We start from the raw sequence: 23,097 nt of genomic DNA, 5'->3' as shown, positions 1-23,097 counted from the left end.
GTCGGTTGTAATTTCTCTAACTTTAAAATTCAGGAAATGTCGCCAATAGCACCCTGTTCGATCGCTTTTCACGTCCGCGTAGTGCGTATCGCTGTTAGCGAATTAGTCCTGGTAATCTTACCATTACTAATTCGAGTTTATATCTTTCACTCCAGAAAGCCAAATTTTTCCCTTTGGATACATGGTACATTAATCATTCCATTCACCACGAGGAGGTACTGGTGTTCTAGTAATGCTACGAGTCAATTCGTCATCTCTTTGGTTAACTCCTCCTTTCAACCATTGCCGAATTGCTGCTTCAATCACTTTGCTGGGATCGTTGGTTAAATGCTCCAACTGACTCAACAATTCTGAATCTAGGTGAATGGATATTTCCACCTTTTCATCTGAACGCCGGGAATCAAGAACTGGTTCTTTCATTTGCAACTGTATATACTGAACTATAGTACAAGCCTTAAACAGGCTATCATCAGTTTAGACTGACTCGCCACTATATCAAAGCGGTCAGTTTACACTACGTCATGCAGTAGCTAAGAATATTTTCTAACAATCTTACTGCTTAGAATATATTTGTTTGAGTTAATCTCAGCCTGAATCTCTATTATAGCGAGTTAGCAATTGCGGAGATAGCTATTTCTGTCACTTTGTTCTAGTTCAACATTAAAATATCTTAAGCAAGATATCGATTTTTTGATTAAAGTTCTGCGCCCCATCTTTGAGCGAAGTTTATGACTGACGTACCCGTTTCTCGAATTCGCAATTTTTGTATTATTGCCCACATTGACCACGGTAAGTCAACCTTGGCTGACCGTCTGTTACAGGCTACCGGAACCGTAGCTGCGCGAGATATGAAGGAACAGTTCCTCGATAATATGGAACTAGAAAGAGAACGGGGGATTACGATTAAGCTGCAAGCTGCCCGGATGAATTATAAAGCAAAGGACGGGCAAGATTACGTTCTCAATTTAATTGATACTCCCGGTCACGTAGATTTTTCTTATGAGGTGTCGCGGAGTCTCGCCGCTTGTGAAGGAGCTCTACTGGTGGTGGATGCTTCTCAAGGTGTAGAAGCGCAAACTTTGGCTAATGTTTATTTGGCGATCGAAAGTAACTTAGAAATTATTCCGGTTTTGAATAAAATTGATTTGCCGGGAGCGGAACCGGAACGGGTAAAAAAAGAAATTGAAGAGGTGATAGGTTTAGATTGTAGCGGTGCGATTTTAGCTTCGGCAAAAGAAGGGATTGGAATTGAGGAAATTTTGGAGTCGATCGTCCATTTAGTACCCCCGCCTCAAGATACTGTAGAAGAACGTTTACGAGCGTTAATTTTTGATAGTTATTATGACAGTTATCGGGGAGTAATTGTTTATTTCCGGGTGATGGATGGCAGGTTGAAAAATGGCGATCGCATCCGTTTAATGGCAAGTGGCAAAGAATATGAAGTTGACGAATTAGGCGTACTTTCTCCTAACCAAATTCGCGTTGACGATCTTCATGCAGGGGAAGTAGGTTATTTAGCCGCTGCTATTAAAGCTGTAGAAGATGCCCGTGTCGGTGACACAATTACTTTAGCAAATGCGGCAGCAAAGGAACCTTTACCCGGTTATACTCAAGCTAAACCAATGGTATTTTGTGGAATGTTTCCCACCGATGCCGATCAATTTCCTGATTTGCGGGAAGCTTTGGAAAAGCTGAAGTTAAATGATGCTGCTTTGTCTTACGAACCGGAAACTTCTAGCGCAATGGGATTTGGTTTTCGTTGCGGTTTCTTGGGTTTATTACACATGGAAATTGTCCAAGAAAGGCTGGAAAGAGAATACAATCTGGATTTGATTATTACGGCTCCTTCGGTGGTTTATAAAGTGACAACTAACAAAGGAGAAGAGTTATTAATCGATAATCCTAGCACTTTGCCAGACCCGCAATATCGGGAGAAAATTGAGGAACCTTACGTGCAAGTAGATATGATTACGCCGGAAGAGTATGTCGGAACTTTAATGGAATTAGGTCAAAGCCGACGCGGTGTTTTCAAAGATATGAAATACTTGACTTTAGGACGGACAACTTTAAGTTATGAATTGCCTTTGGCGGAGGTGGTGACTGATTTTTTCGATCAGATGAAATCTCGATCGCGCGGCTATGCCAGCATGGAATATCATTTGATTGGTTATCGCGTCAATCCTTTAGTAAGATTAGATATCTTGATTAATGGCGATCCAGTAGATTCTTTAGCAATGATCGTTCACCGAGATAAAGCTTATTATGTTGGTCGAACTTTGGTAGAAAAGTTAAAAGAATTAATTCCTCGTCACCAGTTTAAAATTCCTTTGCAAGCAGCAATTGGTAGTAAAGTAATTGCCAGCGAACATATTCCCGCACTGCGAAAAGATGTGTTGGCTAAATGTTATGGTGGTGATATCTCCCGGAAGAAAAAATTGCTTCAAAAGCAAGCTAAGGGTAAAAAACGCATGAAGGCTATTGGTACAGTAGATGTGCCCCAAGAAGCTTTTATGGCAGTGCTACGCTTGGATAAAGAATAGGTGGGAATTAAGCCAAAAAATGAAAGCAGATCTTATTAAGCTATCTGTTTTCATTTCTAACTTTGTCATCATTTCTAGAAAAAAATCTGATGTTATCAAGAAGTGTGAAGAAGTTGTTAGTGAATCCTATTGTTGGATAAAGATTTAATGAATTGAATAAGTAAAGGTAACTTTTCGTTAAATAATCTGCTAATCTTTCTACTGAAGCAGTTAATTTTGATTGAACAAAGACAGCAGTTACACTAGGAATCCATAAATATGAAGCGATTTTCAGATCTACTACTATCTTTCAATTTAAAGATAATTTATAGACTGAGCGGTATTTCTGGAGTTATAGTTGTAGCAGCGGTCTTAACTGCTTAAAATAACCTATCGCTTACTGAGAAGCTATGAGAATTTTGGTCACAGGTGGAGCAGGATTTATTGGTTCCCATCTTATCGATCGCTTAATGGCACAAGGTCATGAAGTATTGTGCTTAGATAATTTTTATACCGGACATAAACGTAACTTGCTGAAGTGGTTAGATCATCCGTATTTTGAACTGATTCGCCACGATGTTACTGAACCGATTCGTTTAGAAGTAGATCAAATTTATCACTTAGCTTGTCCGGCTTCGCCAGTACATTATCAGTTCAATCCCATCAAGACAGTAAAAACAAATGTGATGGGAACAATTAATATGCTAGGTTTAGCCAAACGGGTGAAAGCAAGATTTCTTTTAGCTTCTACCTCAGAAGTATACGGCGATCCAGAAGTACATCCTCAAGTAGAAGAATACAGAGGAAATGTGAATCCGATCGGAATTCGTTCCTGTTACGACGAAGGTAAGCGAATTGCCGAAACATTAGCTTTTGACTATCACCGGGAAAACGATGTAGACATTCGGGTAGCACGGATTTTCAACACTTACGGCCCCAGAATGCTAGAAAATGATGGTCGGGTAGTGAGTAACTTTATAGTTCAGGCTTTGCGAGGAATTCCTTTAACAGTTTACGGTACTGGTTCGCAAACCCGGAGTTTCTGCTACGCCTCTGACTTAGTAGAGGGACTGATGCGACTAATGAATGGAGACTATATCGGTCCTGTAAACTTGGGAAATCCAGATGAATATACTATTTTAGAACTGGCACAAAAAATTCAGCAGATGGTTAACCCGGATGCAGATATTAAGTACGAACCTCTGCCACAGGACGATCCTAGACAAAGAAAACCGGATATTACTAAAGCTAAAAGTTGGTTAGGATGGCAACCTACTATACCGCTGCAAGAAGGTTTGAAGTTAACCATAGAAGACTTTCGCGATCGCATCTACAATTCTCCAGCCTCAGTAGTAAGTAAATAAATTTTGGCGACGATAGCGATCGGATTTGGTGGTCTGGGTACTATAAATAAGCCCTAATGTTAACGATTCCCACCAGATATCGAAATAGCTTAATCGCCATCAAAAAATCTAGAGGTTGGCTGAATAATTTGACAGAAGGCTGATAATTTAATCTGTAAAACTTGTTAGAGGATTACGTAATATGCGGGTTTGTGTAATTGGTACCGGATACGTCGGTTTAGTGACAGGCGTTTGTTTGGCACATATCGGACATGATGTAATCTGCATCGATAACAATGAAGAAAAAGTTAAGTTAATGAAGTCGGGACAGTCGCCAATTTTTGAACCGGGACTGTCTGAATTAATGCAAGCTGCGGCTAAAGATGGAAGATTAGAATTTTCTTCCGACTTAGCTGCTGGTGTTAATCATGGTGAAATTTTATTTATTGCAGTTGGTACTCCGCCTCTACCTACGGGTGAAAGTGACACTCGTTATGTAGAAGCAGTAGCTAGAGGAATTGGCGCTAATCTTAATGATGGCTACAAAGTAATTGTGAATAAATCTACCGTACCGATCGGTTCCGGTGACTGGGTGCGGATGATTGTCATGGATGGGATTAAAGAACGGCAAAAAGTACTCGTAGGTGCTGGTGGCGTTGTCAGCGATGAAGAAGTAGAAAAGATTGCAGCAGAATTTGATGTTGTAAGTAACCCAGAATTTTTGCGGGAAGGTTCGGCGGTTTATGATACATTTAATCCCGATCGGATTGTCTTAGGCAGCAATAGCGAAAAAGCATTATCGATGATGGAAGCGCTATATACTCCGATTACACAGCGGAAGTATGCCGAAGATCCATCTTTACCACCAGTACCAGTGGTGAAAACGGATATCAACTCAGCAGAGATGATTAAGTATGCGGCGAACGCTTTCTTAGCAACTAAAATCAGCTTTATTAACGAAGTAGCAAATATTTGCGATCGCGTTGGTGCTGATGTTACCCAAGTTGCCAGAGGTATTGGTTTAGATTCTCGCATTGGCAGCAAATTCCTCCAAGCGGGAATTGGTTGGGGTGGTTCTTGCTTCCCGAAAGATGTTTCCGCTTTAATTCACACTGCTGATGATTATGGTTATGAAGCACATTTGTTAAAAGCTGCTGTAAGTGTTAACCAACGTCAGCGTTTAATTGCTGTAGAAAAATTACAGCAAGAATTAAAAATTCTCAAAGGTAAAACTGTTGGTTTGTTAGGTTTAACTTTCAAACCTGATACTGATGATATGCGCGATGCACCTGCATTGAATATCATCGAACAATTAAACCGCTTGGGAACAAAAGTTAAAGCTTACGATCCTTTGGTTTCTCAAACAGGTTTGCGTCACGGTTTAACTGGTGTAATTGTGGAAACCGATCCCGAACGGTTAGCTGATGGTTGTGATGCTTTAGTTTTGGTGACTGATTGGGCACAATTCCTGACTTTAGATTACGCTAAAATGGCTAAATTGATGCACTCTCCAATCCTTATTGATGGACGGAATTTCCTCGATCGTAAAGCAATAGAAGCTGGTGGTTTCCGTTATGTAGGTGTTGGCAGATAATATTTTGTTACTCAACTAAAAATTCTTCTCAAATCCGAACTGTAAACTAATATCGCAGTTCGGATTTTTTATTAACTGCTTGTAGTAGCGACTTTAGCTTTTATTAGAATACGTTATTATTAGCAATCCTCCTAATAATGTGGCTTACAACGAACTTTTGGTTTCTACAGGAATTACATCATGAAAACGAGTATAGTCAACTAATCTTGTGCCATCAGGCATGGTAACTAAAATATCAACAAAATGCTGATTCCAGAAAATTTCTTCAGCTAAATATGAGTGGCGAGTGTGAATTGTTTGGGCTACTGTTTCATCCATTCCGGTGAGAATAACGATGATTTCCATGTTGGAATGATGCAGAGATTCTTCGGTTTCGCCATACAAAGGACTAGTTTCATCAATGACGTGCATTCCTGTCCAAGTTAGGACGAAAAGAGGTGATTTTTTACGGACTAATTTTAAGTCATAAAATCGCCGCATTATAGAACCTTCGATACTCACTTCGTCGCGCACTAAACTAACGTGCATTTCGGCTTCAAAAATTTGGTTGTGTCGTTCATTTGCAGCGCGAAACATTAGGGTTAATTTACCATTGTAGTTGGTAACTATTGCTACTTTACTGAACAAAACTTTAGCAGTAGGACGCGAAAAGCGGGCGAACATTAACCCGGTTCCCATTGCTAAACCCATTAAACCAACTAATGCTTCGATCGCCACTACCAAATTCGCATAGTCAGTTTTGGGAAACATCGCCCCATAACCAATAGAAGCCATTGTTTGCACGCTGAAGAAAAAAGCATCAGCAAAAGAACCCGGACGAGCATTTTCGATACAATCTCCTCCGGCTAAATATGCTAAAGCAAATAAAGCATTAGCGATCGTATACGTGATGATAATTACAATGACAAATTTACTCCAAGAAAGAGTCAGTAACCAATGGTAAGTATCGCGCCAATGGGAGTGGGATGAACCTTTACGCAGGATTTTCATACTGCGATCGCGATTCACAACATGAGGTAATTTATGAGGACGGTGAATTTTAGTCATCAGTGTGGCTGATAGTTAAAAATTATTCTACTATTTGTCTAAGTTTTCGTTCATAATTTTATGTCTGTACTATTTCAGTTATTGCTGATCGGTTTAGCCGCAGGTGTGGCTGGTGGGATGTTTGGCATTGGTGGTGGTGCAATCATGGTACCTGCAATGGTGTTATTAATGGGGATGGATCAGAAATTTGCTACTGGTACATCTATTGCAGCACAAATTTTACCGATCGGGATTTTAGGTGCGATCGTCTATTACCGCAACGGCAACTTAAATATTAAACACGCAATATTAATTGCTGCTGGATTAGTAATTGGTAATTTTTTTGGGGCAATATTTGCCAATCAACCATTTATCAGTAGTGCCTTCATGAAAAAACTTTACGGCATCTTTTTGTTACTAATAGGTTTTCGGTATTTGTTTTATCGGTAAATCTTCGTATGTTGTTGCGCTTCAGCGCTACTGGTAAGAGCGCTAAAGCGCAACAACGTACCTATAATTTAGATGCGATCGTGACTACAGGCAGAATTCCCGATGAAATTCCTACCAATTTACAAGAGCAACTCCTTCTAGAAGATGCCAGTATCCCAAAACAGCACCTAAAGACTTTTAGAAAGTATCATTATGAAAATTCGTTGTATCGCCAATACGGGAGATTATCTTCCTGAAAATTACCTCTCTCCTCAACAAGGGTACACAAAACAATTGAAGTTTCCTTTAACAATTGGTAAAGAATATATCGTTTATGCTTTCTCTGTTAAAGAAGGACAAATTTGGTATTACATCTGCGAAGATAATTATATGTATTATCCCATGCGGAGTCCTGCACCATTATTTGAAGTTGTTGATAATAGAATGTCTGCCAATTGGAGGTTGCAACTTTCTGCCAACGGTTTGTTAGAAGTGGCATTTGAACAGTGGTTTTCCGACCCTTATTTTTACGATAAACTAACCGATCGAGAAGAAAGAGAAATTCTAATTTTCGAGAAAGTCAAAGAATTGATGGATACAGAAGCTTTATCCCCTGCACCAGTACCAAACGTTATTGAATCTGCTGTTTTGACAGCGAATATTTCAAGTTAAAACTGGAATTTATAAACCCATACTAAATCCCATAAATAGTACTCCTATTTAAGAGCTATAGATAATAAAGACAATGCTAAACTAATATTAATTAATTTAATTGGACTTAAGTAAGATTTCTGGAGCAAAAAAGCCATGAACGCTCCTACACATAACAGCCACATTACTCTCCCGCCTTTAGAAAATGGAGATTTGCTTTCTCGCGCAGAATTCGAGCGGCGTTATACAGCTATGCCTCACCTCAAAAAAGCCGAACTGATTGAAGGAATTGTTTACATAGCATCGCCTTTACGGTTTGAACCCCACGCCGAACCTCATGCTAATTTAATCGGCTGGCTCTGGAATTACAAAATAGCAACGCCAGGGCTACGTTTGGGTGATAATCCAACTGTAAGGCTCGATACCGATAACGAACCCCAACCTGATGCCGTGCTGCTTATTGATGCCTCTTATGGGGGTCAAAGTCGTTTTGATGAGGAAGGCTATATTGAAGGCGCACCAGAATTTGTTGCCGAAATTACTGCCAGTACCGCTTCAATTGACCTTCGGGATAAAAAACGAGTCTATCGTCGCAATGGAGTGAAAGAATATCTCGTGTGGCAAGTGATGGAGAAGCGCTTCGATTGGTTTTCTTTGCAGAATGGAGAATACATTTCTGTTACACCTGATGTTGCAGGAATTATCCGCAGCCAAGTTTTTCCGGGACTGTGGTTGGCAGTTTCAGCACTTTTGGGAGGAGATATGCTTCAAGTAATTGCTACTTTGCAAAATGGCTTGGCTAGTAACGAATATCAACAGTTTTTACAGCAGTTACTTGATAACCAATGACAAATAAACAAAATTTATGCAGCTAGAAGACTACTTTAATTTTTTAGCCCCCGATGACATTCGTTTAAAAGGTACGCGAGTCGGCATCGAAACTATTTTATATGAATATATCTACCGCGCCCGTACCCCAGAAGAAATCGCTCAAATCTACCCCACTGTGACTTTAGAACAAGTTTATGCCACAATTCTCTATTACCATCACGAAAAAGAAAAAGTCAGTCAATACATCTCTGAATGGCTAGAGTGGAGTCATCAAATGCGAGAAGAACAACGGAAAAATCCTCACCCTGGAGTTAAGAGATTGATGGAAATCAAAGCTGCCCAAAAAGCCCAAGAATAAAGATGGCAATTCAATATCTCATTGATGAAAATGTTAACCCTCTTTATCCTCAACAACTCCGTCGCCGTGAACCCGAAATAGTGATTCAAGTCGTAGGAGAACCCGCCACATCCCCAAAAGGCACTTTAGATCCAGAAATATTAATTTGGTGCGAAACATATAAATTTATTCTTGTCACTAACAACCGCCGTTCCATGCCCGTTCACCTCGCAGATCATCTCGCCGAAAATCGTCATATTCCAGGTATTTTCATCCTGAATCCAGATATAGGTATTGGCGAAACTATAGAAGAATTAATTACTATTACTAAATACTCCTTTGAAGACGAATATCAAGATCGAATTACCTTTCTGCCCATTCCTTAATCCCTCTTAATCCTTCATCAACTAAACAAAAAACCCGCCTTTTTAGACGGGTAATAAAGCTGCTAAATTGTAGCAAGCTTAATTTGTTTTACAACTTTTTACACAATTAAGAAGTCTGTAGAAGACAGGCTGGTTAGACCAGGTTGTAAGAAGAGGAACTGAACCGCTCTATCGTTGCCGCCACTAGTAGCTGCAGCATCTGCATTGTACCAGAGAGAACCATCAGCAGTGTTATATACCAATATGCCCGATGATTGATCGGCAATAACTGATACGTTACTGGTGACATTGATTACTGCTACACCAGGTACCTGATCTGTGGCTAACGTTTGGAATAAAGCTTCACCAGCAGGTAAACCAAATCCAGTAAAACGAGTACCTTTACCATCCAGGACAATCCTATCTGTTCCTGGTAGGAAATCTGTGATTGTATCGATGCCACCAAGCTTACCATTAAGCTCACTAGCATTTGCAGCATTAGCGATCGAACTTATACCATCAGCATTACTAAAAAATGCAGAAGTAACAAAAGTACCACCAACAAAAATGAAGAAGTCAGCGCCATCACCGCCAGTCAAGCTATCAGAACCTGTCCAACCTTGGAGAGAGTCATTACCTGCTCCACCAATTAGGGTATCATCACCATTTCCACCCAGGAAGCTGTCATTACCTTTTCCACCGATCATAGAGTCTCTGCCGTCTGCACCGGAAACAGTACTGCCGCCTCCGCCAGCAACAATTGTATCGTCGCCGCTTTTTGCATTAATTAAGTCAGCACCAGTGGTAGTATCCAGTCCTGGTATCGAATCAGCTCCACCAATAAGAACTTCTGCCTGATCGGTACCTACAAGGTTGTCAGCACCAGCACCACCAACAAGGGTGTCAAAAATATTACCGGGGCCAGTACTTGCTACTAAGGAGTCATTACCTTTATCACCATATAGCAAGGCTCCACCGTTTTTTCCTAACAGGGTATCGTTACCTTGACCACCGTAGAGGGTTGCACCTGTACCTGAAGTTACAGTATCAGCGAAACGGAGAACATCATCTCCCTGGTTCCCGTACATCAGTTTGACACCACCAAAGGCAACGAGGCTATCATTGCCACCACCACCATAAGCGGTATCGTTACCAAAAGCCCAGATGGTGTCATTACCTACGGTAAGTGAGTCGAAGTCAGTTCTATCTCCATACAACTTGGAACCGCCAGTACCAGCACCCATAATGACATCATCACCACCATCACCAGCTAAGGTAGCATTCGGGGCACCACTACTGATTGCCATTAGCGTGTCATTATCTTTACCACCAAAAGCTGCACTGCTTGGGGCAACTATTAGTGTGTCGCTGCCCAGTCCCCCGTAAAGGGTATCAGCAAAAACAGAGAATAAAGAATCGTTGTATGTTACGCCTGATACGCTCGGGTTTCCTCCATCTCCAAATAAGACGCTGCTACTTACGCTTCTCAATGTATCGTTGCCTTGTCCCCCGAAGAGGGTAACTCCCGTACCAGCACCTGTTAGAACATCATTACCTTGGTTGCCATTAGCTATAGAGTTATTGCTAACGGTCAGGACATCGTTCCCCTCATTACCAAATACGAAAGTTCCATTTGGGGCTGTAATAGTATCATTTCCCGTCAGACCATATACTGTATCATCGGGGGCTATAGCCGGAGGGGGGGCTTGATCGTTTCCAGATGTTAATGTAATTAATGCCATCTAAACTTCACTCCTCATTCCAAAAAACTGTACCAAGCATTTATTAGAGATAATACTCAGATTTGCTGCATTTTGGGTTAATTCATTTGTACACCCTAATACGTTCCCTGGTTGTATCTCCTTTGCCTTCAGTAGTATAACTTGCACAATAATTTTCTCCAATTACCTAAACAGTGAATTTGTTAATGGTTTCTTAACGGTCTTTACTACCATTTGACCATCTCACCATTTATATAGTTCCCCAGCTTGAAGGTAAATATTACACTTCCTGCCAAGAAATTGAATGTTCCTAACGATATTTCTGTAAATTACCAGAATTTGGGCTTCTGGAGGTAATCCTGTTGTATGCTTTAATGCAGTATAAGGCTTCTACACAAGTAGATTGGTAGTTGATAGTTTAGTAGTCAGTGGAGGAAGAGTAAAGTAATTTACTTTCCTTCTGGTGCTAAACTTTACATTCTACATTAGTAGTTGTTGGCATAGTTTGGGGTGGTAAGGAACCATTTGCCACATCTTTGATTAGTTGGATATGACCTGGTAGCAACATTTCCAAGGAATATCGTTCTAAGGCTGTTTCCCTGGCTTTTTGGCGCAGTTGGGCCATGCGTGTGGGATGATCCAATACCTCACTAATTCTATCAGCTATTTGCTTTGGAGCAAAGAAATCTACTAACAATCCATTTTCTCCATCGCTGATTACTTCCTGGACTGGTGGGGTATCGGAACCTATGACTAAACAGCCAGCGGACATGGATTCTATCATTGACCAAGAGAGGACAAAGGGACGAGTTAAGTAGACGTGAACTTGAGAGGCTTGTATTACTTTTAGGTATAGTCCATAAGGTAATGAACCGACAAAATGCACTCTGGATAAGTCGAGAGGCACTTTTTTGAGCATATAGTTTTTATAGGTTTCGCCATCGGGTAATGCTTTACCGTAACAAACTCGGTCTGAACCGACTATTACTACGTGAGTGTTGGGACGATGTTCTTGTAGGTAGGCGATCGATTCGATAAACTCAGGAAACCCACGATAAGGTTCCATTCCCCTGGCTACATAAGTCACTATCTCATCAACTTCTGACAAATCCACATTAGGCAACACTAATTTTGCCCCAGGATTCGGCTTAAAGTATTCCGTATCTACACCATCATGTAAGACGCTAATTTTACTCTGGAATTCTTTGGGAAATTGCGACCTTTGCCAATAGGTTGGCGAGATTCCCCAATCACAACTATATAAATCTACTAAAATCGGCGTATTCTTAATCCGAATCCGCGCCATATCATCTACACTCAAAGGGTCTGCTGGGTCAAAATCTGCATCTGACCCAATAGCATGATAAAACCACTCAAAATAACACTTTAATTTAGCATTGGGAAAGGCATCTTTAATAAATAAAGTTGGCCCCCAGCCGGAATGACCGTAAACTATATCAGGGACAAATCCCTCTGCTTTGAGTTGTTCGGCTATCCGAAATACTGCTTGTCCATGTAAAACTCCATTTTCTAAGAATCTCACATAATGATGGGTTTCGGGACGGGCTTCCCGACTCGGCTTAAATAATACTTTCCGAACTCCGGGGATTTGCCATTCTGGATTTTCAAATTTTGTCCCAAACAGCACTTGATTGTTAGGATCTTTAGCTAAAGCTGTCGCTACATGGCGAAATTGGGCAGGAAAGTTAGGATGTAGGAAAAGTATTTTCATAGGTAAGTCACGACTAACTAATCAATTTTAATATCCAGTCGGTCACTCCTTGGCTCTATATTTCGTAGAACAGGCATCTTGCCTGTTTCGGGGCAGGCAAGATGCCCGCCCTACATTACCAATCAAACTTTCCTCCCAAAAACTCTTCTAGTTGTTGATTATATGGCTGAAAATAAGCTTGCAGTTGTTGGCGAATTTCTTGGGTAACTGCTGGGTATTCCCCGGAGTTGTATTTGTCGTATTTAGTAAGTTGATAACTGGGTAATTGCAAAAATTCTAGGACTTGATTTAGTGTTGTATTTGGTTGATTATATAACTTTTCACTGGGTAAAACCAGAAACTGTTCTTTAGGGAAAAATTGCATCCAATGTTTTAGTTGTTCTACATAAATTCCTCTGGACAAATAGGTGTAGTGTTGATGATTGTAGCTGTAATAAGTTTCGTCAGCTACCATTTTGGCAGTTTCTCCTTTTAGTCTAGCGGATTCTTGGGCGATCGCATCCTCTAACCCCAACTTTTCAAACCCCAACCGCACTTCATGATAATAATGAGAAATTGCCCTTTCTACCGGATTTCTCAACAGCGCAATCAACTTTACTTGAGGAAACAATTCATAAACTCGCTGCGCTACTAAGGGATGAAAAATATAATATGGACTAGCTTCCCCAGTTATTAATCCTTGAGAAAGTGGTTTAAACTGTTGTCGATACCAATCCAAACCTTTAGCAAAATTCAAATCAAAAAAATGTACCTCTTTTTGACTACCAGGTACAATTTGCGGATGTTCAATTAAGTACTGATAGAGAGAAGTTGTGCCGCATTTTTGTGCGCCAATAATAATAAAATTAGGTTGACCGCTAACAGAAATTTCAGAAACATTCATTAATTTTTGTACCACTGCTACTTTTTACTTAATCTAAATTTACTTCATAAATCCTTCTGGATCTTACCTCGTAACTTATTCTATTGCTGCACTTAAAATCGTTTCCTTACTTAACAACAAATGTTTGTTTAATTGTGTTGGTAAGTCAAACTTTCTGTTAACTGTCGCATAGGCATTACTTGCCAAACGCGCCGCAACTTCCGGTTCCGATAAACATTGATAAATCGCATCAGCTAAAGCTTTGGGATTACCCGCTTCCACCAAGTAACCCTCCACCCCATTATCAATCATTTCGGAAATACCAAATACATTGGTACTGACAATTTTTAACTCAAACGCCATTGCTTCTAAAATCACTCTGGGAAATGACTCTTCAAAACTAGAACAAACAAAGATATCACTCAAGCAGAAAAAGTCATAAACTTCTCTAGTTTCATGAAAAATTCTAACGTTACTTAACCCCAATTTTTTAATTTGGTGTTCGATATACCGCAGGTAACTAACTACATTTCCGCCAACTATTAAAAAAGATAATTTAGGCATATTTTCTGGAGGGTATTTAGCTTCTAATTCCTTAATTGCTTCAATAAAAATATGTTGTCCTTTGCGTTCGCAAATTGTGCCAACAACAGTTAAAACAACGTCATTTTCGCCTATTCCGTATTTTGCCCTTAATGCCGATTTATCGTGAGTTTGTCGGAAATCATTAATCTCTTTTACGGAAATAGCACCATGAATTTTACGGAAATTATCCCGCGAATTTAAAGGTTGAAAAATCCGGCGCGTAGTTTCTGCTTGAAACACTACTCGACTAGCATTTAAAAAGCAATCTCTTAACAATTTTGGCATTGATTCTTCGCAAGCTTCCCCGAAAAAGTTTTTAATACTTTTATCCAGTGGTGTGCTTTCATGAATATGCCAAATACTAGGAATATTGAACAATCTCGCTAATTCCACACCCCAGAAACAAACGAGGGTATTACAAACAATTAAATCAAAGGAACTAATATCGATCGTTTCGCCCATTTTTTTTAAGCGATTGCGGAAATTTTCTATTTTCTCTTCAGGTAGCGGGAGTTGTTTATTGACTATTTTGACGGGAATATTTAACTCTTCATAAGCATCGCGCAAAACTCCATCTTCGGTAGAAATTACCTGGACTTGATATCCACCTGCTGTTGCGAAGTGACGCGCATAAGTGTAAACGATTAATGGCGCACCTTCTAAGTTTAAGTTATGGGAAACTACTAAAACTTTTAATTTATCTACCCTTTCGGAATGACAATAATGATAGGGATTAATTGCCATCCACATTGATTCCAAGTCGATGCTTTCATTGAAGTAAGGGTCTTTGAATTGCTCGTACCTTTTAATAAAGTTATAGTGTTCTTTATAGTTGTACTCTTTACCTCTAGAAGCACTGGTTAAATGAATTAAAGTTGCTTGGGGTGTGTAGACAATTCTTTGACCTAATTCCCTAACTCGTAAACAGTAATCTACGTCGTTATATTGTACGGAAAACTTTTCTTCATCAAAGCCATTTAACTCTCGATAAAGTGCGGTTGAAGTGAGTAAACAAGCGCCTGTAACTGCACAGACATTTCGCGCTGCATGAGGTAAACAAATATAACCGACTTCCTCTTTTGGTAATTGATGAAATTGATGGTCTGCGAGTCCTTCATGAGGGCCAATTACTACTCCAGCGTGTTGTATAGTTTGGTCAGGATAAAGTAGTTTTCCTCCGACTACTCCCACACCTAGCAGTGACATCCAGCCTACCATATCTTCTAACCAACCAGGTGCGATCGCTTCAATATCATTATTCAAATGTAACATCAAAGGCGTTTCTACATATTTCGCGCCCAAATTCATTAACCGCGCATAATTAAAAGGTTGATTCTCCGTTCTTCCTGAACTCACTACCCGACAATCAAAGACTCGATTTTGTTTTAATTTCTGGAAATAAGCGTGAGTTTTTGCTTCCTGAGAAGCATCATCCACAATAATTAGTTTGACATACCGTTTATCTACGGTTTTTTCCAAGCTAGAAATACATCTTTCCAGCAATTCAACTCTGTCTCTCGTAGGAATAATAATAGTTACTGGATTTTCGGCTAAGTGAGAGTTATCCCACTTTAATTGATATAAACATAATCCGTGTTTTTGTGCGATCGTAGGCAAGAAAGGTTCAGCTTTAATTCCCCGACGTTGCAAAGCTTCCCTAATTCCCTTTTCGGCACTCTCAAACACATAACGCTTTTGCGTACCATGAGAAGCAGTACTCTCGCCATGACACCGCCAATGATAACAAACCTTGGCAATGTGACGAATTTTTTCCTCACTTGTTTGTTCCGCCACTCTTAAATATAAATCTAAATCCTGCGCCCCTGCAAAACCAATTCGCATTCCCCCAACTTTTTCAACCAAACTCCTCCGAATTACCGTAAAATGTTGGGTGTAATTGTGCGTCAGCATCATTTCTGGACTCCAATCACCCTTCATCTGCGGGTCATAATGTCTTCCAGTCTCATCTATTTTATCTTCATCAGTATAAATCCAATCTACCTCTGGATTTTTGACTATACATTCTGCTACTTGTAACAAAGCATCTGCTGACAATAAATCATCATGATCCAACAAACCAATATACTCACCAGTTGCCAATTCCAACGCCGAGTTTGTTGCTGCGGAAATATGCCCATTTTCCTTTCTAAAAACTACCTTAATTCTGGCATCAGCAGCAGCAGCTTTTTGCAGCATTTCTTTCACATGAGGTGCAGTAGAAGCATCATCAGCCAAGCAAAGTTCCCAGTTCGGATAAAATTGGGAAGTCACCGATTGAATCATTTCTGCTAAGAATTGTTCCGGTGTATTGTAGAGAGGAACAATCACGCTAATTTTTGGCCCAATATCTTTAATTTTAGCCCCATCAGCCGCCATTATTGTCGCCAGTTTTGGCGTAATCCGATTAATTTCTACCCATCTTTGATAAGGGTCTTGCTCTTGCCAAGGATGAATTACATTATAATTTTCAATAGCAATTGTTGGATTAGATTTTAGTTGTTTGTAATAACGGCGCAATTTTCGCACCCATTGCACTGGAGATGGCGATAATCGCCCATGTTTATATGCTGCTATAGCTTTCTTGATTGCCCCATAAATAAAAGTATAAGCATTAATCGATTTAACTTCCATTGCTGGTGTAGGTTCCAGCGTCACTCGACGAGAAAAGCAGCAAATTTTTTCCCCAGTTTCCAGCAATACCCAGATTTTAATGACAATATTTCCAGAGAAGTTTTTACCTAAAAATATATTCCATCTAAACCCCGATAAACCTGAGTTTGGTACATCAGGAAAAACTTGGGCGACATCTGGGCGAGGAAGTCCGTAAGTAATTGGTTCTTCCTCGACATCATCAATAGATAATAGTAAAGATTGAATGGATTCACTACGACTACAAAGCCAACCAACTACAGCTAAAGTTCCGCTAACATTAACCTCTTTAATTGTAGGTGCATCCAAACAACCCAATAATCTACCGCTAGGAGTTACTTCAATAAAAGGTGATTCTTGTACACCAATATTCGTCTGTTTTCCCTGTTGCAGGGTAGACTTGGTACTTTGGAGAATTTTTTCAACTACACCGCCAATTTTGTTCATGTTTACTCAATTTTTTTGGTGAAATTATTCCTTACTTCAGCCCTTGCAATATTTTTTTTATTTTTCCGAGTATACCGTTTTTAGGTTGACTAATAATTGTTCGCGCCTCTTGCAATTCTGCTTGAGTGTTGTGAAGTTCTGCTTGAGTGTTGTGAAGTTCTGCTTGAGTTTTTTGCCATTCCCCCTGCATTTGTTGTAACTGTAACTGCACTTTTTCCCATTCAGCGTAAATCAACTTTGTTTGGGCTTGAGATTCTTCCCAAGCGGCGTGAATTGTTTTTGTTTGTTCTTGCGCTTGTTCCCAAGCGACGTGAATTGTTTTTGTTTGTTCTTGCGCTTGTTCCCAAGCGACGTGAATTGTTTTTGTTTGTTCTTGCGCTTGTTCCCAAGCGGCGTGAATTGTTTTTGTTTGTTCTTGCGCTTGTTGCCATGTTAATTGAGTTTGTTGTAACTGTGAATGGGATTTTTCCCATTCAGCATGAATTTTTTTTATTTCTAGTTGTGTTTGTTCCCATTGACTCTGAACTTGTGCTGTTTGAGATTGAGAATGTCGCCATTCTGTATTAGTTTGTCTCAGTTGTTCTTGTGCTGCTTCCCAAGCGGCTTGAATGCGCTGCACTTGCGCCTGTGATTCTTTCCCTGCGGCTTGTGTCTTTTCCCATTCGGCTTGAATTTTTTGCACCTGAGATTCGGCTTTTTCCCATTCGGTATGAGTTAAACGCAGTTCTTTTTGTGCGGCTTCCCAAGCTGTTTGAATTTGGTGCAATTCTTGATGAGAAGTTTCTCCGAAAACTTGCACTTTTTTCATTTCTGCTTCTGCGGCTTCCCAAGCTGTTTGAATTTTCTGCACTTGGGCTTCTGCTGCTTGCCAATTTGCTTGAATTTGTTCTAATTGTTGTCGCGCTTCTTCCCAAGCAGCTTGAGCTTTTTGTAAGCGAAATTCCATGTCTTCGCTACGCAGTCTTTCTCTTAACAAATCTGCGTCTTTTTGGGCCAAAATGTTGGCGAAGTTACTCTTATAAATATCCAAGTGTTTCGTAGATATGTAACGCACTAATTTTTCGTGATTTTCAGGAATTCGACAAAAACTAACCATTGAGTCCTCTCTGACTCGATAATCAAACATGACTTCAGGAATATGATAGAACTTCCAGCCTTGGGTTGCTGCGCCTAACCATAAGTCCCAGTCTTCATAACCTAATTTATCGGGTATTTTATCATCATAACCACCACAATCTAGCCAAACTTGTTTCCGTAAGACGGCACAGGCATCTATATAGTTACCCATTGCCAGTCTATTTATATCAAAATCTGGCACGATCACAATATTTTTTCTTTGATCAAATAGTTGCACGTCTCCGTAAACTACTCCCACTTCGGGAAATCGATCGAGAATTTCGATGCTTTTGGTAATATATTCTGGTCTAATTTTGTTATCGCTGTCTAAAGGTAAGATGTAGCGTCCTCTAGCTTTGCTGATTCCTTTATTTCTCGCTCTAGCTAATCCTTGGTTACTTTGGTCGATCACCCAATAACCATTATCTTTTAAATATTGTAAGACTTTTTTGGTTAATGGCTCGGTTGAACCATCATTGACAATAATGATTTCGTAAACTGCGTCTTGGCAAGTTTCCACGCTGGAAATTGCTTCTAAGATAAACTCTCCTTGGTTATAGCAAGGAATCACCACTGAAACAGGAATTTCTGAGTTTTCTTCATTTGTCCATTCTGTTTCTGCTAGTACTTCTGTTGATGTGGTTGTTACTTGCACGTTCTTCACTTCTGTCAATCCTGCTAATTCCAAAGAAAAATTATCGGGTAAATCTGCTGCTGCTTCTAACTGAGTTAAAAGACTGAGACATTCTGGATATTTATTATAGATATGTTTGACTACTGAACTCTGCCAAGGTAAGTTGGTAAATATCCGCCAGTCGTAAATTTGTTTAAATTTGGCTTCCCAGTCGCTATCGGGAATTTGCAAATTCAACTTAGTTTTTAAGAGTTTGACTAATCGTTCTGGTTGTTCAATAATGGCGCTAACATTGACTAAAATGCTTTGGTCTGAATGTTCCTGGTAAAATTTTAATAAGTGCCGATTGTAAAATGCCCAAACTTGCAGTGCATAGTCAGGGCGTTCGTTAAAAACTAAGGAGTTGGGGCGCACAATTGAGTTTAAGACATCCCAGGGGTAGCGGTAAACAAAGAGGTATTTTACTTCTGGTAATAATTGATGCCAAAAGTCTAACATTAGGGTGGTGCGGGGGTCTTTCCAACCCCAAATTTCATAATGTTCTTGCCGACTTTTGATTAATTCTTTGGCTGGTTCTGTGTATTTGGAAAACTTGCTATAATCAATAAATTCGCTGGTTGTCCATCCCCAGTCATGCCAACCAATTTCTGTATTACGGCAGGAATTTTTGAGTACTTCTCTTTGAAATTCTAAAAAGTCTAAGTCTTCAAAATAGCCTTTGGGATTTAAATAGTCGGATGAAAAGAATCTCTCTCCTAAGTTTACTCCGATCGCTTGAATAAATGAAGCTACCAATGAAGTGCCTGAGCGGTGCATTCCTGTTACTATCAGCGTCAGAGACATGACTAATTTCCTACTTTTGTTTGCATTAAGTCAACTTTTTCCGGCCATTTTTGCGGATGCAGCGCCTTTTCTACTGCGGTGGTTTTTAGGGTAACTTGTTTGCCTTTAATTGCTATAAATGTATTGCGATCGGTTTCTTGGTTTAATCTTTTTCTTTCATAATTAATTACTGGGGGATTGTGACATTCATAAACTGAGGTAAACCCAACTGTTGCCAACAAGTTATAAAAAGAATAGCGGGTAAACCAAAAACTTGTCGGATTATCTAATGATGCCCATAAGGATTTTTCTTTTTCTTCCGGTGTTGCTTCAACACTGTGTTCCACATAGCTGCTACCCCAATATTTCCGATCTTTATAAAGATAGCACTTTTCGGCGTTCGTGCTTACGTGGGTGTCTGCGATCGTCAAATTCTCGCAAACCTCTGCTACACTCTCCATAAAATAAAAAGCATCGGGCAAATCCAAATGGTAAAAAATGCCCAAACACAATACTACATCAAAACTGCCATACTTGACTTTACTAAGATTTCTCACATCATCTTGGACAAACTGAAGATTATCTAAACCTAAGATATGTTTAGCAAAATTTGCCTTAGCAAGATTCGCTTTTCTTCCTTCTATTCCAATTACTTGTGCCCCTTGTAAAGCTAGTTCTACAGCATATAAACCTTCCAAACAAGCTAAATCTAAAACTCGCAACTTTTCCCAAGGTTTATTCACAGTGTCAGCTATTACTTGTAAGACTCGTCTTACCTTATTTTCTGAACCATTACCTTGGTCAGAAATTGTATAAATTCCCTTGCCAAGGTGAATGTTATGATTAGTCCATTCACCATATTCAGCAATTATTTCCTGTTGTTTGAGTTTAATAATTTCCGGTTCCATTATCCTCAACCTAAACCACAAATCACAAATGTTCTCCCAAGGTAATTTCCAGTTCTTCCCGATGTTTTTCAGTTAAATCAGAGTTAATCGTTAAACTCGGTTTAATCATTAAGTCAACAATGCCAGTACTGTAAGAATTAACTTCTGGTTGTACTCTAAACATTGCCGCATCAATGTGTCTTGACAAAAATGTAAAATGCCCGTCAACTAAACCTGTAATACCCGCATTTAAGAAGTAAACTCCTGGGGTTAATAAACATTTGAAATGGAACTTGATTATAACTATTGTTTCCGGTTCAACTTGATAAATCTCTTGGGAAGCAGCGGTAAAAGAAGCACCTCCCAATTCTAAACCGCTGACAGTTTTAATTAACATTCCAAACCGCACTTGTTCCGCAGCTTTGACAAAGGCAACTGAGTAGGTGTAAATGTATTCTTTTCTGCCTACCAAGTTGTTAACTACGGTACCATCGAGCATGGTAATGTGTGGATTAATTATTTTCGCTCCTCGTGGTACATAAGAGATAGTATTTGATGGCACTAATTCTGGATCGAAAAATTCCCGAATTTCCGTTTCTACAACATTTTCAGGTGTAGTTTCACAGGTAACGTCAACAATGGTTTTGTTTTCTATAATGGCAATATTCTGTTTAAATGAATCGTAGCTAACCGTGTTTTGTAATTCCCGAATTTCTTCTCTCAATGTAGTAATTTTTTCTTCAGGAGCATACATTAATTTGTGATATTTATCGAGGACAAATTTCGGATGATGGAAGAGTAGTTTTTCGCCTCTATCCATCAAAATTGCGGCATCACAAATGTCAATCACGGCACTTGCTGAGTGAGAAACAAAGAGAATTGTGCCGCCTCTAGCGCGAATTGATTGAATTCTTGAATAGCACTTGCGTTGAAAAGCTTCGTCACCTACAGATAGGGCTTCATCTACGATTAAAATATCCGGTTCGACGCTAGTAGCAACAGCGAAAGCTAACCGAACAAACATCCCGCTAGAATAGGTTTTTACTGGATGGTCGATAAAATCTCCGATATCAGCAAAAGCAGCTATTTCGTCAAATTTTTCGGCAATTTGTTGGTGACTTAATCCCATTAATTGACCGTTAAAAAATACGTTTTGTCTGCCAGTAAATTCTGGGTTAAAACCACTGCCTAATTCTAACAGGGCGGCGACTCTACCTCTAATATGAACTTCGCCGCTAGTGGGGGTGAGTGTACCGACAATAATTTGTAATAATGTACTTTTACCAGAACCGTTGCGCCCGACAATTCCTAAAGTTTGTCCTTGAGGAATGTCTAAACTTAAATTTCGCAGTGCCCAAAATTCTTGACATTGGGTTTTCCCTGGTAATAATAACTCTTTTAGACGATCGACTGGACGAGCATAACGCTTGAAGCATTTAGAGACGTTTTGGAGAGAAATTACGATTTCAGTCATGGAATTGCCGCTATTATTAAAAACTAATTTTCAGTGGACAAGCGAGATTTTTGGTGACGGTTTCGCTTTCAGTTTAGAGAACATCAGCGAAAGCTGAACGCAAGCGTCGATAAACAGATAAACCGCCATAAAATACAATTAAAGAGAACAGAGAAACCATTCCCCATTCTCCTAAATGCTTGATTGTGCCGCTTAAAATTAACTCTCGATAAACTTCTGCGATCGTTGTCATTGGATTTAGCCAAAATACCCATTGTCGGAACCTTTCAGGAATCACAGTAATCGGATAAACGATGGGAGTCAAATAAAACCACAAATTAGTTAAAACTACCAAAGTTTGCGGTATATCTCGCAGAAAAACTGTTAATCCTGCCACCAAATAACTTAAACCCGCAGTCAAAAGTAACTGGGGAATCCAAATTAGTGGTAACAGCCAAAGGGTAAGATGAATTGTCTTTGTTGTGAGTGCCACTAAAACGATTAAAGACATCATTCCAAGCGTACTTTCCACAAAGGCAGAAAAAACTGGCACCAATGGCAACAAAGCCAAAGGAAATACTACCTTTTTAACTAAATTAGGTTGATTAATTACCGAATTAGCTGCGGGTAATAACCCGCCCACAAACGCATTCCAAGGAATTAATCCCGCAAAGATCCAGATTCCAAAAGAAAGGTTGTTTTCTGGTAGTCCATGTAAGGGCAACTTAACTTTTAAAACTATTGAAAAAACGTAAGTGTAGATCAGTAATTGTGACAACTGGTTGAGTAAAGGCCACAAATTGCCTAAAATAGACCCTTTGTGTCGCGCCTCCAAGTCTCGTATCACCAGCGCCCTGAGTAGATCCAACTTAGCCCGCCATAAAGCATTAATCGGTAGCTTATTGCTTAACCTTTCTGCTTGTTGGGCAATTCCTCTCATTGACCTCAGCAATGCCCGTTTCCTCACTCACAATTAATACACCACACTCCGCGAAAACCTGATTAGTTGCTTGGGATTTTAACTGTGTTTAGATTCAGTTTCCAGCCGCTAAATCGGTTTTTCCTACTAAAGTTAGACAGTATACCAGTGTTCC

Annotated in this window: 19 protein-coding genes; 9 read left to right on the top strand and 10 right to left on the bottom strand. The window is 39.7% G+C overall.

The annotated features are described in order from the left end of the window. Nucleotides 1–189: 189 nt before the first annotated feature. Nucleotides 190–420, bottom strand: a complete 231-nt coding sequence (locus ACE1CA_RS04305; protein WP_413275985.1) for a hypothetical protein — start codon at nt 418–420, stop codon at nt 190–192. 308 nt (nt 421–728) lie between these two features. Between ACE1CA_RS04305 and lepA the strand changes: the two genes are divergently transcribed. The 3 genes from lepA (at nt 729) to ACE1CA_RS04290 (ending at nt 5,456) form a co-directional block, all read left to right on the top strand. After that, on the top strand, nt 729–2,540 hold the full coding sequence (gene lepA, locus ACE1CA_RS04300; RefSeq protein ID WP_413275986.1) for a translation elongation factor 4: 1,812 nt from the start codon (nt 729–731) through the stop codon (nt 2,538–2,540). Between the two features lie 389 nt (nt 2,541–2,929). Further along, nucleotides 2,930–3,883, top strand: a complete 954-nt coding sequence (locus ACE1CA_RS04295; RefSeq protein WP_413275987.1) for a UDP-glucuronic acid decarboxylase family protein — start codon at nt 2,930–2,932, stop codon at nt 3,881–3,883. Between the two features lie 181 nt (nt 3,884–4,064). Next, entirely contained in the window at nt 4,065–5,456 is a 1,392-nt protein-coding gene (locus ACE1CA_RS04290) for a UDP-glucose dehydrogenase family protein (RefSeq protein ID WP_413275988.1), read from the top strand. A 144-nt stretch (nt 5,457–5,600) separates the two neighbouring features. Here the strand turns inward: ACE1CA_RS04290 and ACE1CA_RS04285 are convergent, their stop codons facing one another. Beyond that, the gene (locus ACE1CA_RS04285; protein WP_413275989.1) at nt 5,601–6,503 is read right to left on the bottom strand and encodes an ion channel; all 903 of its coding nucleotides are present in this window, start codon (nt 6,501–6,503) and stop codon (nt 5,601–5,603) included. Between the two features lie 60 nt (nt 6,504–6,563). On the opposite strand from ACE1CA_RS04285, the gene ACE1CA_RS04280 reads away from it, so the two are divergent. The 6 genes from ACE1CA_RS04280 to ACE1CA_RS04255 all read left to right on the top strand — a co-directional run bounded on the left by ACE1CA_RS04280 (nt 6,564) and on the right by ACE1CA_RS04255 (nt 9,116). Continuing rightward, on the top strand, nt 6,564–6,932 hold the full coding sequence (locus ACE1CA_RS04280) for a TSUP family transporter (protein ID WP_413275990.1): 369 nt from the start codon (nt 6,564–6,566) through the stop codon (nt 6,930–6,932). Between the two features lie 8 nt (nt 6,933–6,940). Next, nucleotides 6,941–7,168: a hypothetical protein gene (locus ACE1CA_RS04275; protein WP_413275991.1), complete on the top strand. Its 228-nt coding sequence runs from the start codon at nt 6,941–6,943 to the stop codon at nt 7,166–7,168. After that, the gene (locus ACE1CA_RS04270; protein ID WP_413275992.1) at nt 7,125–7,583 is read left to right on the top strand and encodes a hypothetical protein; all 459 of its coding nucleotides are present in this window, start codon (nt 7,125–7,127) and stop codon (nt 7,581–7,583) included. The genes ACE1CA_RS04275 and ACE1CA_RS04270 overlap by 44 nt, the downstream gene beginning before the upstream one ends. Before the next feature lie 135 nt (nt 7,584–7,718). Then, entirely contained in the window at nt 7,719–8,411 is a 693-nt protein-coding gene (locus ACE1CA_RS04265) for a Uma2 family endonuclease (RefSeq protein WP_413275993.1), read from the top strand. Nucleotides 8,412–8,427: 16 nt separating this feature from the next. Continuing rightward, nucleotides 8,428–8,751, top strand: coding sequence for a DUF433 domain-containing protein (locus ACE1CA_RS04260; protein WP_413275994.1), 324 nt, complete (start codon nt 8,428–8,430; stop codon nt 8,749–8,751). Nucleotides 8,752–8,753: 2 nt separating this feature from the next. Beyond that, nucleotides 8,754–9,116 (top strand): hypothetical protein, encoded by a 363-nt coding sequence (locus ACE1CA_RS04255; RefSeq protein ID WP_413275995.1) that lies wholly within the window; start codon nt 8,754–8,756, stop codon nt 9,114–9,116. 98 nt (nt 9,117–9,214) lie between these two features. Here the strand turns inward: ACE1CA_RS04255 and ACE1CA_RS04250 are convergent, their stop codons facing one another. From ACE1CA_RS04250 to ACE1CA_RS04215, 8 genes are all read right to left on the bottom strand, one after another. Continuing rightward, entirely contained in the window at nt 9,215–10,837 is a 1,623-nt protein-coding gene (locus tag ACE1CA_RS04250) for a calcium-binding protein (protein WP_413275996.1), read from the bottom strand. 445 nt (nt 10,838–11,282) lie between these two features. After that, entirely contained in the window at nt 11,283–12,548 is a 1,266-nt protein-coding gene (locus ACE1CA_RS04245) for a glycosyltransferase family 4 protein (protein ID WP_413275997.1), read from the bottom strand. 115 nt (nt 12,549–12,663) lie between these two features. Continuing rightward, nucleotides 12,664–13,431, bottom strand: a complete 768-nt coding sequence (locus ACE1CA_RS04240) for a sulfotransferase family protein (protein ID WP_413275998.1) — start codon at nt 13,429–13,431, stop codon at nt 12,664–12,666. A 75-nt stretch (nt 13,432–13,506) separates the two neighbouring features. Next, on the bottom strand, nt 13,507–17,091 hold the full coding sequence (locus ACE1CA_RS04235; RefSeq protein ID WP_413275999.1) for a glycosyltransferase: 3,585 nt from the start codon (nt 17,089–17,091) through the stop codon (nt 13,507–13,509). A 31-nt stretch (nt 17,092–17,122) separates the two neighbouring features. After that, on the bottom strand, nt 17,123–19,684 hold the full coding sequence (locus tag ACE1CA_RS04230; protein WP_486517650.1) for a glycosyltransferase: 2,562 nt from the start codon (nt 19,682–19,684) through the stop codon (nt 17,123–17,125). A 2-nt stretch (nt 19,685–19,686) separates the two neighbouring features. Continuing rightward, nucleotides 19,687–20,571, bottom strand: coding sequence for a class I SAM-dependent methyltransferase (locus ACE1CA_RS04225; RefSeq protein WP_413276001.1), 885 nt, complete (start codon nt 20,569–20,571; stop codon nt 19,687–19,689). A gap of 22 nt (nt 20,572–20,593) precedes the next feature. Beyond that, entirely contained in the window at nt 20,594–22,024 is a 1,431-nt protein-coding gene (locus tag ACE1CA_RS04220; protein WP_413276002.1) for an ABC transporter ATP-binding protein, read from the bottom strand. A 73-nt stretch (nt 22,025–22,097) separates the two neighbouring features. Continuing rightward, nucleotides 22,098–22,943, bottom strand: a complete 846-nt coding sequence (locus ACE1CA_RS04215) for an ABC transporter permease (protein ID WP_413276018.1) — start codon at nt 22,941–22,943, stop codon at nt 22,098–22,100. Nucleotides 22,944–23,097: the final 154 nt, after the last annotated feature.

The organism is Floridaenema evergladense BLCC-F167 (genome assembly GCF_041929205.2).
Taxonomy (GTDB): Bacteria; Cyanobacteriota; Cyanobacteriia; order Cyanobacteriales; family Aerosakkonemataceae; genus Floridanema; species Floridanema evergladense.
This window is presented reverse-complemented; position numbering and strand designations above follow the sequence as displayed.